Raw genomic sequence first — 15,120 nt, 5'->3', positions numbered from 1 at the left:
CCGCTACGCGGTTTCGGAGGCCCAGTCCCGCGGCGCGGTGTCGGCCCGGTAGAACCAGTACCAGCACAGCACCGAACCGCACGCCTGCGCGATGCCGAACCCGTAGGCCGCACCGAGGGCCCCCCAACCCCACGCCCCGACGACACCGGCCAGCAGGATGCCGGGGGCCTGCCAGGTGGTGACCTTGAGCAGGAGATCGGCCCGGCGCAGGGCCTTGAGCCCGAGGCTGGCGCCGAGCACGACGCCCTGGGCCAGCGACACGACGCCGATCCCGAGCATGACGGTGTGTGCGCCGTCCCAGCTGGCGCCGAACAGCTCCCGGCCCCACCGGTCGGGCAGCACGAACAGGATGACGACCCAGGCGGCCGTCACGGCCGTGGCGGGTGCGCTGGTCGCGGTGACCAGGCCCAGCAGACTGCGCCCCTGCGCGGCCCGCCGCGCCATCATCGGCAGCACGAACGAGTCGAGCCCGGAGCGGAACAGGTTCAGCGGCCCGAGCAGCGTCTGGGCGCCGCGCAGGGCGCCCGTGGCGACCAGGCCGAGGATGCCGGTCACCGCGTACATGGCCAGGTTCACGAATCCCTGGTTGAACGCGAAGTCGGCGCCCATCCGGACGTTGAGGTCGCTGGTGCGCCGGAACCAGGTGAACCCCGAACCGACCGCCGGGACGGCCCGGGCCTGCCAGATGCCGAGCACCGCGGACGCCGTGGCCGACAGGCCCCAGCTCAGGGTCAGCAGGAACACCGACTCGTGGCCGCCGCGGATCAGGACGCCCAGCAGCGTGAACTGCAGCACCGCCCAGAGCAGGTCGCTCATGGTCGCGGCGGCCGGGCGGCGGGCCGCGAAGAAGACGAACCGCCAGGTGTCCTGCACGAGCATCCCGGGCAGGCAGAAGGCCAGGGCGAGCAGGCCGCCGCTGGTGTCGGCGTCGGGGACGACGAGCGCGGCGACCAGGCAGACGAGTCCCGCGACCAGGCCGTACAGGAACGCCCCGCCGGTGGCCTGGCGGGTCGCCTCGTGCGCCTCGGCGGGGTCGGAGGCGCTGAACCGGATGACGTACGGGTCGCCGATGATCGCCCGCCCGAGCCCGATCACGAAGCTGAAGGTCAGCAGGGCCAGGGCGAACGCGCCGAAGGCGTCGGCGCCGACCTCGCGGGCGACGACGATGGTCACCGCGAAGTTGGTCAGGCTCGACAGGGCCTGGTCGGCGAACGTCCACAGCACCCGCCGGCCGTTGCCGCCCCCCTCGTTCGCCGTCTCCGCGAGCACGACGTCCGGATCGCCTGCCATCTCCACCTCATCCCGATCGGCCCTGAACGGTATCGGGACGGCGGGGGTCACCGCCGGGCGGTCACCCGACCGGGCTCTCAGCCGGCCGTCAGACTCATCCCCGCCGTGGCGGCCAGCACCGGCAGGAGCAGGCTCGCCACCCCGTAGCGCAGCGCCGTCCCGCGCTCACCGGTCTCCAGCAGCCGGTACAGCTCGAACGCGGCCGTACTGAACGTGCTGTAGCCGCCGCAGAATCCGGTCCCGGCCACGGCCAGCGCCGACCCGCCCAGGTGACCGGCGGCCGCCAGCCCGGCCAGCAGGCCGAGCAGCAGCGAGGCGGACGCGTTGATCGCCAGCGTCGGCCAGGGCACGGACCAGCGCCGGCGCAGGGCCGTGTCGACGAGGAACCGGGCGACCGAACCGGCGGCGCCGCCCAGGGCGACCAGCAGGACGGTCACGAGACCCGACCCGGGACGACCCGTTTCGCCATGACGACGCCGAGCCCGGCGGCCAGGACGCCGAGCAGGAGGCTGATCACCGGATAGGTGACGACCGTCGTCCACGCCCCCGCCCGGCCCAGGTGGTCGACCTCCAGGGCCATGGTCGAGTAAGTCGTGAACCCGCCGCAGAACCCCGTGCCGAGCAGCATCCGCAGCCGGTGGCGCCGCCCGACGTCCGGCCCGTTGCGCAGCAGCCCCTCCAGCAGCAGGCCGAGCAGGAACGAGCCGGCGACGTTGATCGCGAAGGTGGCCGTCGGCCACCCGCCCACGGCGACGGGGTGGGCCTTCTCCAGGAGGTGGCGGACCGTCGTCCCGGCGGCTCCGCCGAGGAACACGAGCACGGACGACGCCCGCGGGCTCGAGGGGCCGGGCTCGTCGGCGTCCGGGTCGAGCGGGAGGGTCACACCCGGCAGCGTACGGCGCTCAGCCCGCGGCCTCGGCCGGTCGGGCCGACAGGGGCGCGGCGACGTCCTCCAGCCGCTTGCCCTCGGCGTCCACGCCCAGGAACCACTCGACCACCCCGGCGGCGAGCATCAGCGCCGCCCCGAGGACGTACCCGTACGTCACCGGCCCGAGCTTCTCGGTGTCGACGAGCTTGCCGAAGAGCAGGGGACCGATGATGCCGCCGAGCCCGGTACCGACCGCGTAGAAGACCGCGATGGCCATCGCGCGGGTCTCCATCGGGAAGATCTCGCTGACCGTGAGGTACGCGGCGCTGGCGCCCGCGGAGGCGAAGAAGAACACCACGCACCAGGCGATCGTGATGCCGGTCGCCCCCACCACCTCGGCGTGGAACAGCCACGCGGTGCCGAGCAGGAACAGCCCGCTGAGCACGTAGCTGGCGGTGATCATCGTGCGGCGACCGACCGTGTCGAAGTACCGGCCCAACAGCACCGGGCCGAGGAAGTTGCCCAGCGCCAGCGGCACGACGTAGAGACCGACGGAACCGGAGTCGACGTCGAAGAACGTGGACAGGACGAGACCCTGGGTGAAGAACACGGCGTTGTACAGAAACGCCTGCCCCACGAAGAGACTCAGCCCGAGCACCGACCGGGACCGGTGGTCGCGCAGCATCACGCCGAGGATCTCGCGTATGGTCACCGGGCCGCGTTGCCGCAGTTCGATCGGTGGTTCGTCCAGTCGCGGCAGGCGGTCGCGGCCGAGCTCGCGTTCGACGTCGTCCTCGACGCCGCGCACGACGTCCTCGGCGACATCGTGCCGGCCGTGGATGCTCAGCCAGCGCGGGCTCTCCGGCACGTTGCGGCGGACCACGAGGATCAGCAGGCCGAGCACCGCTCCGAGCCCGAAAGCGATGCGCCAGCCGACGTTCTCGGCGAAGAGGTCCTTGTCCAGGAGGACCAGCGTGAGCGCGGCCCCGGCGGCGGCCCCGAGCCAGTACGACCCGTTGATGATCAGGTCGAGCCGGCCGCGCAGCCGGGCCGGCATCAGTTCGTCGATGGCCGAGTTGATGGCCGAGTACTCGCCGCCGATCCCCGCGCCGGTCAGGAACCGGCAGGCATAGAACCACAGCGCCGTCGTGGAGAACGCCGTGAGCACGGTGGCCGCCAGGTACAGGCCGAGCGTGACCATGAAAAGCCTTCTCCGGCCGTAGCGTTCGGTCAGGTCCCCGAAGATCAGGGCGCCGATGCAGGCCCCGGTCACGTACATGGCGGCGGCCACGCCGACCTGGGAGGCGGTGAGTTCGAGCCCGCTGCCCTTCTCGGTCAACCGGTCGCCGAGCGAGCCGACGATCGTGACCTCGAGACCGTCGAGGATCCAGACGCTGCCCAGCCCGACCAGCACCATCACGTGCCAGCGGGCCCACGGCAACCGGTCCAGCCGGGCCGGGATGTCGGTACGGATCAGGCCTGCGGACGACGTCGGCATGCCTGCAGGGTCACGCCGACGCGGGCCGCGCGCACCTCGAGCGCACCTCACGGCTCGCGATCAGCCACGACTGCGGCGGGCGGTCAGCCCAGCTGGTGACGGCCCGCCGACTTCGCCCGGTACAGCGCGAGGTCGGCGGCTGCGAGCAGGTCCGTGACCCCCTCGCCGCGATGAGTCAGGTCGGCGACGCCGATCGAGACCGACGTGCCGACGACGTCGGAGCCGACCACCACGCGGATCTCGTCGACGTTGCGCAGGATGCGGGTGGCCGTGGCCCGGGCCTCGGCCAGGTCGGAATTGGGCAGCAGGACGGCGAACTCGTCACCGCCGAACCGGGCGCAGCTGTCGTACTCGCGGGTCTGCTCGCGCATCACGGTCGCGACCTTGCGCAGCACCTCGTCGCCGACCAGGTGACCGTGCTGGTCGTTGACCTGCTTGAAGTGGTCGAGGTCCAGGAGCATCACGGACAGAGGGGTCCTCGAACGCGAGGCGCGGGAGATCTCCACCGTGGCCTCGCGCTCCCAGGCCAGCGCGTTGAGCAGCCCGGTCTTGGGGTCGGTGCGCGCCGCCGCCGTGAGCTGGTCGTGCACGAGGACCCGTTGGAGCAGGACGACCGGCACCACGGCGATCAGCAGCAGCAGAGGGTTGAGCATCGCGAGGATGGAGAGCATGACGCCGAGACACAGTTCCCCGACGTCGATGGTCATGTTCTCCCGCGACAGGAGATCCCACCACGACTCCTCGGGCGACGAGAGTTTGACGGCGGCGGCCACGACCACGCCGGCCAGCAACGTGGCGATCGCGGCTGCCAGCAGACCGGCCCCGGCCCAGCCGAGCACAGCCCAGCCGCGGGCGACGACCGGGTCGCCCAGGGCCCGGATCGTGGCGGTGAAGGCCAGGGAGGCCACGGCGTGCGCCAGACCGATGGCGAACACACTGAAGACCCGCCGGTAGACGGGGCTGCGCCGCACCCGGACCTGGAACTGCACCATCAGCAGGATGGGCGCGACCAGCGAGTAGGCCGGCGGCAGGACGAGGGCGATGGGCAGCCACCAGGCCGACAGGAGATCTTTCGTCATGCCGGACGGTTCGCCCTGGACCCGCTGTGCCTCGACCGCCACGATCCCGCAGGTGGTCAACAGGAGGAAGATCCCGACGTCGCTCAGTCGGTAGGGCATGACGACCATGCCCCACAGCAACCCGAGCGCCCAGATGCCGCCGACTGCGGCGATGTAGCAGCGCAACGAGGTCGGCAGGGTCCAGTAGTCCCAGCCCCCGAGCCAGGACGTGAGGCTGCTCGGCGCCGGTTGTCCAGGCCCCGGCCGGGCTGAGGCCTCACCCCGCGGGATCACTGGACACCTCCCCCTAAAGTCGGGCATCTCGCCCGGTCGCGCTCAGCGGTACGCAACGGACACTTTACGGAGTGTCGCACAAGTCGGACGTCCAGGGCGAGGTTTCCCTCTGTGGTGCAATTCGCATCATGTGATCACTCGTAGCCCTCTGTACTCATTTTTCACAGCGCGAGGACACTGACGGGACAGAAGTGTCCAATTCATCCGACGAACAACGAATTTTCCTCAGGAGGCCGCCATGCGCAGCACCAAGTGGAGCTGACCCCACCACCACCCACCCACGCCCGCACCCCAACCCAGGAGGCCGCCATGCGCAGCACCAAGTGGAGCTGATCAGTGACCGGCGGCCAGCGGCTGCCTTCTCCAGAGCAGGGCCAACCAGACGGCTACCACCGCCCCGACCATCCCCGAGGCGGCCACGACGCTCGACGGTGCCCACCAGTGGGCCAACGCACCGGCCGCCACGATCGACGAGCCTTGCCCCGCGTTGAGCGCACCCTGAACGGCGCCGAACGCGCGTCCGCGCATCGGCGCCGGCACCGCGCTCACGAACGCCGCGTTGGCCAGGACCTGGTAGGACGACGCGACTCCGGAGACAGCCAGGACGACCACCGCCCAGGCGATCTCTTGCTCCACGAGAAGAAGGGGAAGGGGTAGGACCGTCAGAACGGCCGCGTGTCCCAACCACGGCAGCCCACGCTGCGCGCCGACGAGGCGAGCGACGAGCAGCATGCCGAGCACCGACCCGGCCGGGCCGGCGGCCAGCAAGGTTCCGACGGCCAGCGGGCCCTGTCCGAGCTCCGCCGCGTACGGTGCGGCCAGCCCTTCGGGCACGACGTAGAAGACGCACAGGAGCGCGATCGCGGTCAGCACCCGCAGCTGCGGATCGCGCACGATCAGCCGAACGCCCGCCAGAACCTGCCCCGACCCCACCCGCAGCGGCTCCGCAGCCGAAGCGGGGCGACGGGACAACCCGTGGCCGAGCAGGACGGCGCTGACCAGGAAGGACACGGCGTCCACCGCCAAGGCTGTTCGGGCCCCAAGGGCCGCCACCAGGGCGCCGCCCAGCGCGAACCCGATCAGCTGGCCGACCTGGCTCGTGACGTTCCCGATGGCCGTCCCGACCACGTACCGCTCCCCCGGCAGGATGTCGGGCAGGATGGCGGCCCGGGCCGAGGCGAAGGGAGCCGCGACCGTCTCGGTGGCGAACAGCAGCAGACACGCGACCCACAACGGGACGGGCAGCAGCATCAGGGCGACGAGCCCCGCCCGCAGCAGGTCGCAGACCACCATCACCTCGCGGCGCGGGAACCGGTCGGCCAGACCGGCCAGCAGGGGGGCGCCGACGAGCCACGGGACGAAGCCGATCGCGAACGTCGCCGCCGCGAAGAGCGACGAGCCGCTGCGGTCGTAGACCAGCCAGGTCAGGGCGACGACGGCGAGCTGGTCACCGATCAGGGAGAGGAGCTGCGCCACCCACACCACGCGGAACTCGGGCACGGCGAAGACGTCGGCGAAGCTGGTCCGCCCCGAGGTCGGAGGCTGCGGTGTCGTCGGCTTTCCCTGTCCGGTGATTGGCACCGGCCGTCCGGGCCGGCGGTGACGTGATCATGCTTTCACGTCACGACGTGACGTTCAGGTCGACGGCGTCGCCCGCAACGGCCGGAACCGGAACGTCGCCCACACGGTCTTCCCGCGGCCGTCGCGCCGCCCCGGCGTCCACCCGCAGGCGGTGCTCAGGGCGGTCACGATGTCGAGCCCGCGCCCGGCCACGCCCATCGGGTCGCGCCGGCCGCGCAGGGGGGCCGACGGGCTGGGGTCGGTGACGAACAGCAGGATGCGCGCCCGGCCGCGGCAGACCCCGACGTGCACGGTGGGGGGCTCGACCACCTCCCCCGGCCGGCAGCCGTGCTGGACGGCGTTCGCCACCAGTTCGGAGGCCACGAGCACCACGTCGTCGGCCACCTCGTGAGCCTGCCAGCCGTCGAGGACCTCCCGGACGGCGACCCGGACGTCGGCCAGGGCCGCGAGATCGGCCGGGACCTCCCGGGACTCGACCTGCCAGTCGGCGCGCGGGACCGCGGCCCGCGGGACGGCGAGCTGGGGCGCCAGCGCAGGGGCGAGGGACAGGGCGGCCTCCTCGGACACAGGCCACCCCCGTCCGCACCAGATCTCGCCGGCGCCGTCTCGACCGTTCCACCGGGCAGGCGTGCCACAGCTGGATTCGATCTTCAGACTAACCCGCCGCGGGGGCCGGAGACATCCTCAGAAAGGACTGGTTTACGCAGGTCAGATCGGGGAATGCTGATACGAAAGGCAACCGGGTGGGGTCTCGTCCCGAGACCTCGCCGACGTCGGAGTCACGTCCAGCGCGGCAGGAACGCTCCGCGCAGCGACGAGAGCGACGCCAGCATCGAGTACTCCTGCTGCCGCGCGTCCCCCGGGGCGGTGCCGTGCGCCATCCGCTCGCGCAGGAAGGCGAGTTCACTCGCCAGTTCCTGGAAGTCACGCATCGCCCGGCGGGCGGCGGGGCCACCGGTGCGGCCGGCCCAGTGGCGCGCGTCCCGCCGGGCGGGCAGGGACGCGAGCATCGAGACCTCGGCCGGGGTCAGCCAGCCGGTCCCCCCGTAGACGGCGAGATGTCTGGCCACGAGCCGACCTTCGCGCCGTCGGGCGTAGAGCGCGAGCGTGGCCACGGCCGCGAAGACCGGGAGCTGGAAGAGCACGTAGGCGGTGGCGAAGCCGGCGAAACCCGAGGCGGCCGAGAGGTTCCAGGCGCCGTGCAGGACGACGGCCGTGGCGTAGCCCGCGACCGGCGCGAAGACCTTCAGCAGCGGGTTGCGGGTCGTGGCCGCGATCCCCAGGCCGACCCCCGTGGCCGCGGTGAAGAGCGGGTGCGCGAACGGCGAGACCAGGCACCGCAGGACGAACACGAAGACGACACCCGTGCCGCCGGACTCGGACAGGGTGCGCCCGAGGTACAGGACGTTCTCGACGAACGCGAAGCCGATCCCGGCCATCCCGGCGTAGACGATGCCGTCGACGACACCGTCGAACTCGCGCCGGCGGACCAGGAGGATGAGCAGTACCGCGCTGCCCTTCATCGCCTCCTCGACGAACGGCGCCACGAACACCGCCGTCGTGCTGACGTCGCCGCCGGCCGCCTTGATCGCGGCGTTCGAGGCCGTGTTGACCACGAGCGCTCCGAACGTGGCCACCGCCGCCCCCCACGCGAAGGTCAGCGCGAGCAGGGCGGGCGGTTCGGCCTCATAGCGGTCGAGCCACAGGAAGGTGGCCACGACCGGGAAGACCGGCACGGCCGCCAGCACCAGCCCGGTGACGAGCCCGAGGAACCCGGTCTCGGTGGTGATCAGCAGCAGGGACAGCAGTCCGCAGCCCAGCAGCAGCACGCCCAGTCCGATCCAGAGCAGGACCGAGCGCACCCGCGGGCGACGTGGCGCCGGCAGCACGGCGTCCGCCGGGACCCCCGCAGGCCTCCTCGGTTGGTACGGAACCTCCTGGGCCATGCCGGTGAGGTTACCGGCGCGCACTGTGCAGGTTGTCGCCCACGGCGGAAGGCGGTCGTAAAGTACGCGCGTGGCCTCCGACTCCTCAGAACGCGCAGGGCAGGACAGGATCGTCTGGATCGACTGCGAGATGACCGGGCTGGACCTCGAGCGCGACGCGCTCGTCGAGGTCGCCGTCCTGATCACCGACTCACAGCTGAACGTCCTGGACGACGGACTCGACGTGATCATCAAGCCGCCCCAGGAGGCCGTGGACCAGATGGTCGACGTCGTGCGGGAGATGCACACGACGTCGGGCCTGCTGGAGGAGTTGAACGGCGGGACGACGATGGCGGAGGCCGAGGCCGCCGTCCTGGCGTACGTGAAGAAGCACGTCCCGGACGCGCGGAAGGCGCCCCTGGCCGGCAACTCGGTGGGTACCGACCGGGGTTTCCTGGCCCGGGACATGCCCGAGCTGGAGAACCACCTGCACTACCGGATCGTCGACGTCTCCTCGATCAAGGAGCTGGCCCGGCGCTGGTACCCCCGGGTCTACTTCGCCTCCCCCGCCAAGACGGGCGGGCACCGGGCCCTGGCCGACATCCGGGAGAGCATCGAGGAACTGAAGTACTACCGGGAGGCCCTGTTCGTGCCCCAGCCGGGCCCCGACAGTGAGACCGCGAAGGCCATCGCCGCCAAGTACGTGCTCCCGGCCCCTCGGTAAACCGTGGTGCTGGGCACTCCCGGGAACCGGTACACTCGTCGTCGCTGACCGGTCCCACCGGTAGGCATGGTGGGTGTAGCTCAGCTGGTAGAGCACCTGGTTGTGGTCCAGGATGCCGCGGGTTCAAGTCCCGTCACTCACCCCAGGTACGACACGAACCGGGCCTGACCCGCGAGTTTCGTTCCGACGGTGATCGACTGCTAGCCTCGGTCCCCGTCACGCGCCATTAGCTCAATTGGCAGAGCAGCTGACTCTTAATCAGCGGGTTTGGGGTTCGAGTCCCTGATGGCGCACCAGTACTTGTAAGTCGCAGTTCCCATCCCGGGAGAGCACATGGCCCTCGACGGTGTTTCCATCGATCATCGAGTCATGGGCGGAGTTCCCTGCATCGAGGGGACCCGTATCCCCGTGGCCACCGTGGTCGCACTTCTTGGCCGCGGGCTTTCGTTCCAAGACGTTCTGGCCGAGTACCCCACCCTGTCGGAAGCCGGCATCCTGGCCGGGCTGCGCTTCGCCGCCAATGCCGTTGACGAACGCGAACTCCCGCTGCGCCCCTCGGCATGAGGTTCCTGGTCGACGAATGTCTGTCGGTCCTGCTGGCCGGCCTCCTGAACACCGAAGGGCACGACGCTGTCCATGCGTTAGACGTCGGACTCGCAGGCCAGCATGACGAGCAGGTGATGGCCAAAGCCGCCCAGCAACAGCGCATACTCCTCTCCGCCGACACCGACTTCGGCGAGATCCTGGCTCGCTCAGGTGACTCGGTCCCGAGTGTCGTCCTCTTCAGACGCTCAGATCGAACCGCGAAAAGGATTGTCTCGGTGCTAGTCGCACACCTCGACGATATTGAGGAAGCGCTGGAAGCTGGCTCGTTCATAGTGATCACCGATGACCGCATTCGAATACGCCAACTACCCATGTCCGGACGAAATTGACGTGCTTCGCCTCGGCGGCGGGCCTATCACTATCGTTTCACCTGTCGAAACGATCATCGATTGTCGCCAATGACCACGCCCGACCCACATTTGGTCTCATGAACTCAGCTAGAGGGTTCGTCTTGCGGTGCTCACATGGCGGACGCCAGATCCTGCGAACAGCGCCAGCATGCATAGCCATGTCTCAGACAAAGGTCGTCACCGCATGGCGAACACGCCGCCTCTGGACGAACCAGCTCTGACTCGGGTCACCGCAATGAATCCCAGCCTGCCGTCAGCCGGATCGTGTCGCGAACAGCAGTAACCCCCCGCCGAAGTGGGGCAACAGCCTTACGAACCGGCATAGAAAAAGCTTCCAGTTGTCGCATGCTTGTTAGCAGCTCATTCATACTTGATTCGACTTCAGTCAAGTTTTCGAGCTGATCCAGCAGCCCGCCAACTCCTTCACTAATGCCCGGGCCAAACTCTGTATCTGCATATTCCTGCGCGAGAGTTCTAAGGGCCTCTAGATTCCGCGTGGCCTCCATAGCAGCCTTATACATTGCGATCCCGTCCGCTTCAATACTCTTGGATGGCCCTGTAAGTTGCCGCGCCACATTAGTTGCCCACATCTGCGCCTGCGCCGGGGTCGGGTTGCTCGGAGCAGCCAGCGAGTTTGCAGCCTCGGCTAGATCTTCAAAGTGAGGACCAACCCGAGTGGCATGCTCAGCCATAGCTTCAATGTTCTGATTCAGGGCGCTAGTCAATTCAACGAATGCCTGACCGTCTTCCGCTGCGCTAACTTCACGCCCCGCTAGGCCAAGTGCAGTCTCCTCGATATCCGTCTTCGTAGCGCTTGCCAACCGCACTTCCGCCTGAGCTACCGCAGTGAGCAAATCATCCGCCAATCCCGACATCTCCGTCATCCACTCTGGAGAGTGGTAACCTTTCAAGATCGCTGATTCCAGCAGGTGATACTGCGTCTTCGCCGTATGGGCGGCAATCTCATCTTGGCTATCAACAGAGATGACAGCAGAGCTAAATGGAACAATTGGCAGAAGCAGCTCCGTTACACCCATAACCTGCGCCTTGGCTATAAAGTCAAGGAATTCTTCGCGACAATGAGGTCGACGAAGATAATTGGCAGTGACAATGGGAAGAAACACAGTCGCAGCATCAACGCTTCGGCTAATCGCCTGCTGCCAGTCCTCCCCCCAGCCGATCGACTCCCGATCGACAAAGATGTCAATCGTTCGCCCGGACTTAATATGCACAAAAGCTTTCAGTCCATTAATAAGTGGGTCAACAAAGCGGAATTGTTCGTCGTCACCCCGGGAGTAGCTAAGGAAAGCCACAATAGGAGCCTCGGGAAGGCTTCCTACCTCTGATCTACGCCTCTCGTCCGACCCTAAGGATGAGGCCGAGACTCTGGCAATCGATTTCGCAAGTTCATTGAAGGCTATGTCAATGCGCCGTCGAGACGTCCGCGTAGACTTGTTCGCATCCTGAGACATCCGAGAAATTCGCTCAGATAAGGTCTCGGTGCGAGATCCAGTACCGATCCCAAGAGCGATGTTGATCGCATTCCGATTATGCTCGCTCAAGTCATTTATATACTGTTTCAGAAACTTCTCAAGCTTCTTTCTGGCTATCCCGGTTTCATCTGCTCGATCGACACCGGCTAGCTCGCGGAGGGTCGGACCCACGCGAGTACTCAAATCTCGAGACCCGAGCCCTCTGCCAGGAGCCAACGCCTTAAGTTCTCGTTGCAGATCGTCGGACGCTACCAACGTGCGTCGACCTCCTAATAAGAAGCGCAGCTCAGCATGCAACACCCTTCGGCAACGCATGCCGATATGTGTCGCGCAAATCCAGCCTAGCCGATCAACTCTGACACCCCAGCTTCCACAAGCCAGAGCACCCCGTGCCGGAAGGATAACGGATGGACACACTTCTGGCCAAGTGGACACTGAGGTGTCCACCATGACAAGCTAATGGCGCGTCGGCGGTCGCCTCAGGCTGGCGCCGTGTCCATCCATGGGGCCACGTCAAAGGGGAAGCGGTGCGTCTATTTCACCTGCTACTGAAGCTGCTAGAGCGAACGCTCGACTCATCGAGCCGCACCGACCGCCTCGTCTTGGTCGTGGCTGTACTAGCCCTTGCAGGAGTGGCTCTGCTGTTGGCGTACAACGCCTGACGTCCGTTGGTAGGCGGTCGCCGCTCACAAGCGCATGATCTTGGGAAGTCGGCATGGGCCCCGACTACATCGGGGTGCCGAAGTCCTGCGTCCAGTAGGGGGTTCCGCCGGCGTCCTTCGTGTAGCCCACGCCGATCTGGGTCAGCCCGCAGTTCAGGATGTTGGCCCTGTGCCCTTCGCTGTTCATCCAGGCGTCCATCACGTCGGCGGCGGTGCGCTGGCCCTTGGCGATGTTCTCGGCGGCCGTCCGGTAGCTGTAGCCCGCGGCCTTCATCCGGTCGAACGGGGTGTCCCCGTTCTGGCTGTTGTGGTCGAAGTAGTTGTTCTTCGCCATGTCCACGCTGTGGGCCTGGGCGACCGACGTCAGCTTGGCGTTGGTGCTGAGCGCGCCGCAGCCTGCCTTGGCCCGCTCCTTGTTGGTCAGGCTCACCACCTGCGCGGCGACCGACGAGCCGCCGGACGTCGTGGTGCCGCCACCCGACGACGAACCACCCGACCCGGAGCCGGTCTTCGTGTCCTGGTCCGTCGAGGACTTCGACGGGTTCTTGATGGTCAGGGTGCGGCTGGCGGTGGTGGCCTCACTTCCCTCGGTCACCACCATGACGCTCAGCGTGTAGGTGCCGTTGGGGAACTTCGTCGTGTCGATGGTGTAGCGGAACGGCGCCGTCAGGTCGTACTTGAGCATCTTCTTGGGGCCGGTCAGCGCGAAGGCCGCCCACGACCCCTTCGGAGCCGACGAGGGGCCGCGCAGGGTGTACTTCCCCTTCACCGTGCCGAGGTCGGCCGGCGTGCCCGCGGCCCCGGTGCCGGCCTGGACGACGGTCCCGGCCCGGGCGCCGGCGCTCGGGGACGGGGTGGTCGCCGGGCGCAGCAGGGACTGGTCGGTGCTGGACAGCAGGTCCGGCGCGAGGACAGACCGGGCCAGGACGGCGACCACCCCGATCACCACCAGGGCGGCGAGGATCGACGCGACGACGCGCCCCCGCCGTCCGGACCGTTCCCGGGGGCGCCGGCGCAGGTCTTCGCGCGTCGGGACGGGCGTGATCGTGTCGGGCATCGCCTGCGGGCTCCAAGGTCGACGGTCACCGGCCGCGCGGCGACCGGCCCGCCAGACGCTAACAGGGTGATCACGGCGGTTGGGGCAGCGCGGGGCACTCTTCGCGCAAGCTTAGGAAACGTCTGAGCGTGCGATGAACCGCCGAGCGGGCGCCCGCCGGTCGGGGCCGGTGGGAACGGAGGGTCAGAGCGAGCGCAGAGCCGTCAGCGTCGGCGCGTAGAGCCGGGACTTGATCGTGCCGAGGGTCTCCCCCGCCTTGGGGGCCAGCGACGCGGCCAGCTCGACGGCCACGAGCAGCACGTCGTCCTCGCCCACCGCCCGGTCGACGATGCCCGCCTTCACCGCGTCCTGCCCGCCGAACCGCTGCCCCGTGGTCATCGCCACGTGCGCGGTCTGCGGCGTCAGCCGGGCCGCGATGAGCGACGACATCCCCTCCGTGAACGGGATGTGGATGTCGACCTCCGGCAGGCACCAGAAGCCCCGGTCGGCGCGCATCACCCGCAGGTCGTGGGCCAGCGTCAGCATCGCGCCGGCGGCGAACGCATGGCCCTGGACGGCGGCCACGGTCGGCACGGGCAGTTCCAGGTAGCGGGCCAGCAGCTTCTGCACCAGCGCGGCGTACTCCATGAACCGGTCCCCGTTGGCCATCACCCAGTCCAGGTCGAGGCCGTTGGACCAGAACTTGCCGGTCGCCGACGTCACGAGCGCCTTGGGGCCGTCAGCGGCCTCGACCTCGTCGAGCGCGGCGTTCACCTCGGCCACCCAGTCGGGGTGGAAGCGGTTCTCGGTATCGCCGATGTCCAGCACGAACACGTCGTCGGTACGCGAGAGCTTGGGCATGTCAGTGCCTTTCGAGTGGGTGCGGAGGGGTTAGCGGCCGGTGAAGTCCGGCGGGCGGCGCTGCATGAACGCGGCCATGGCCTCGCCGAGGTCCATCGAGGGCAGGAACGCCGCGTTCCACGTGGCCACGTACCGCAGACCCTCGGCGACGGTCGGACCGTCGACGGCGTCCAGCACCTGCTTGATGCCCTGGACGACGAGGGGCGGGTTGGCCGCGACGGCGTCGGCGAAGTCGAGCGCGGCCCCCAGCGCCGCGCTCCCGTCGTCCAGAACCTCGTTGACGAGACCGATCTCGGCCGCCCGGGCCGCGGTGATGTCCTTGCCCGTGAGCGCCAGCTCACGGACGTGCCCGGCCCCGATGATGGCGGGCAGCCGCTGCAGGCTGCCGATGTCGGCGACCATCCCGACCCGCACCTCGCGCACGCTGAACTGTGCGTCGGCGCCGGCGTACCGGACGTCGCAGGCCGCGATGAGGTCGACGCCGCCGCCGATGCACCAGCCCTGCACGGCGGCCGCGACGGGCTTGCGGCAGTCGGCCACGGCGGTCACCGAGGCCTGCAGCTCCTTGATCCAGTCCAGCAGCTTCGTGCGGGGTCGGGCCAGGCCCTGGTCCTCGGCGAGGATCGGCCCGATCTGGCCGGCCATCGCGGGCAGGTCGAGCCCGTAGCTGAAGTTGTCGCCCGAGGCGGCCAGCACGACGGCGCGCACCGACTCGTCACCGTCCAGGGCCTTGAAGACCACCGGCAGCTCGCGCCAGAAGTCCGGCCCCATCGCGTTGCCCTTGCCCGGCCCGAGCAGCGTGACCCGGGCGACCGCGCCCGACCGGTCGACGGCCATCGCGACGAGCTTCTCATCGGACAGCTCGTACGGCTCC

At 68.8% G+C, this 15,120-nt stretch carries 15 protein-coding genes and 2 tRNA genes; 5 read left to right on the top strand and 12 right to left on the bottom strand.

The genetic code is table 11. The features are described 5' to 3' along the window. Window positions 1-3: 3 nt before the first annotated feature. The 8 genes from ACIB24_RS06915 to ACIB24_RS06880 all read right to left on the bottom strand — a co-directional run bounded on the left by ACIB24_RS06915 (window position 4) and on the right by ACIB24_RS06880 (window position 8,535). Complete coding sequence (locus ACIB24_RS06915) at window positions 4-1,290, bottom strand: hypothetical protein (RefSeq protein ID WP_398277205.1); 1,287 nt, start codon at window positions 1,288-1,290, stop codon at window positions 4-6. Window positions 1,291-1,367: 77 nt separating this feature from the next. Next, window positions 1,368-1,727 carry a fluoride efflux transporter FluC gene (locus ACIB24_RS06910; protein WP_398277202.1) on the bottom strand — a complete coding sequence of 120 codons (360 nt, stop codon included), beginning with the start codon at window positions 1,725-1,727 and terminating at the stop codon, window positions 1,368-1,370. After that, window positions 1,724-2,173, bottom strand: a complete 450-nt coding sequence (locus ACIB24_RS06905; RefSeq protein WP_398277199.1) for a CrcB family protein — start codon at window positions 2,171-2,173, stop codon at window positions 1,724-1,726. The genes ACIB24_RS06910 and ACIB24_RS06905 overlap by 4 nt, the downstream gene beginning before the upstream one ends. 19 nt (window positions 2,174-2,192) lie before the next feature. After that, window positions 2,193-3,656, bottom strand: a complete 1,464-nt coding sequence (locus tag ACIB24_RS06900; protein WP_398277196.1) for an MFS transporter — start codon at window positions 3,654-3,656, stop codon at window positions 2,193-2,195. Window positions 3,657-3,739: 83 nt separating this feature from the next. Next, window positions 3,740-5,008 carry a GGDEF domain-containing protein gene (locus ACIB24_RS06895; RefSeq protein WP_398277193.1) on the bottom strand — a complete coding sequence of 423 codons (1,269 nt, stop codon included), beginning with the start codon at window positions 5,006-5,008 and terminating at the stop codon, window positions 3,740-3,742. 333 nt (window positions 5,009-5,341) lie between these two features. Continuing rightward, window positions 5,342-6,589, bottom strand: coding sequence for an MFS transporter (locus ACIB24_RS06890; RefSeq protein ID WP_398277190.1), 1,248 nt, complete (start codon window positions 6,587-6,589; stop codon window positions 5,342-5,344). Between the two features lie 54 nt (window positions 6,590-6,643). Continuing rightward, on the bottom strand, window positions 6,644-7,156 hold the full coding sequence (locus ACIB24_RS06885; RefSeq protein ID WP_398277187.1) for an ATP-binding protein: 513 nt from the start codon (window positions 7,154-7,156) through the stop codon (window positions 6,644-6,646). A 212-nt stretch (window positions 7,157-7,368) separates the two neighbouring features. Next, the gene (locus ACIB24_RS06880; RefSeq protein ID WP_398277184.1) at window positions 7,369-8,535 is read right to left on the bottom strand and encodes a PrsW family intramembrane metalloprotease; all 1,167 of its coding nucleotides are present in this window, start codon (window positions 8,533-8,535) and stop codon (window positions 7,369-7,371) included. Window positions 8,536-8,605: 70 nt separating this feature from the next. Between ACIB24_RS06880 and orn the strand changes: the two genes are divergently transcribed. From orn to ACIB24_RS06855, 5 genes are all read left to right on the top strand, one after another. Further along, on the top strand, window positions 8,606-9,238 hold the full coding sequence (orn, locus tag ACIB24_RS06875; protein ID WP_398277181.1) for an oligoribonuclease: 633 nt from the start codon (window positions 8,606-8,608) through the stop codon (window positions 9,236-9,238). 69 nt (window positions 9,239-9,307) lie between these two features. Continuing rightward, window positions 9,308-9,383: transfer RNA gene (locus tag ACIB24_RS06870), tRNA-His, on the top strand. Window positions 9,384-9,458: 75 nt separating this feature from the next. Further along, window positions 9,459-9,534, top strand: a tRNA-Lys gene (locus tag ACIB24_RS06865). Window positions 9,535-9,571: 37 nt separating this feature from the next. Continuing rightward, window positions 9,572-9,802: a DUF433 domain-containing protein gene (locus ACIB24_RS06860; protein ID WP_398277178.1), complete on the top strand. Its 231-nt coding sequence runs from the start codon at window positions 9,572-9,574 to the stop codon at window positions 9,800-9,802. After that, a complete protein-coding gene (locus ACIB24_RS06855; RefSeq protein ID WP_398277175.1) occupies window positions 9,799-10,173 on the top strand; it encodes a DUF5615 family PIN-like protein in 375 nt (124 codons plus the stop codon). Before ACIB24_RS06860 ends, ACIB24_RS06855 begins: the two co-directional genes overlap by 4 nt. A 248-nt stretch (window positions 10,174-10,421) precedes the next feature. Here ACIB24_RS06855 and ACIB24_RS06850 read toward each other — a convergent pair whose 3' ends face one another. The 4 genes from ACIB24_RS06850 to ACIB24_RS06835 form a co-directional block, all read right to left on the bottom strand. Continuing rightward, complete coding sequence (locus tag ACIB24_RS06850; RefSeq protein ID WP_398277173.1) at window positions 10,422-11,507, bottom strand: toll/interleukin-1 receptor domain-containing protein; 1,086 nt, start codon at window positions 11,505-11,507, stop codon at window positions 10,422-10,424. 906 nt (window positions 11,508-12,413) lie between these two features. Next, window positions 12,414-13,406, bottom strand: a complete 993-nt coding sequence (locus ACIB24_RS06845) for a CAP domain-containing protein (RefSeq protein ID WP_398277170.1) — start codon at window positions 13,404-13,406, stop codon at window positions 12,414-12,416. A 183-nt stretch (window positions 13,407-13,589) separates the two neighbouring features. Next, on the bottom strand, window positions 13,590-14,246 hold the full coding sequence (locus tag ACIB24_RS06840) for an enoyl-CoA hydratase-related protein (RefSeq protein ID WP_398277167.1): 657 nt from the start codon (window positions 14,244-14,246) through the stop codon (window positions 13,590-13,592). Window positions 14,247-14,276: 30 nt separating this feature from the next. After that, entirely contained in the window at window positions 14,277-15,083 is an 807-nt protein-coding gene (locus ACIB24_RS06835; protein WP_398278748.1) for a crotonase/enoyl-CoA hydratase family protein, read from the bottom strand. Window positions 15,084-15,120 lie beyond the last annotated feature (37 nt).

Source organism: Spongisporangium articulatum, from assembly GCF_044465595.1.
Classification (GTDB): Bacteria; Actinomycetota; Actinomycetes; order Actinomycetales; family Kineosporiaceae; genus Spongisporangium; species Spongisporangium articulatum.
This window is presented reverse-complemented; position numbering and strand designations above follow the sequence as displayed.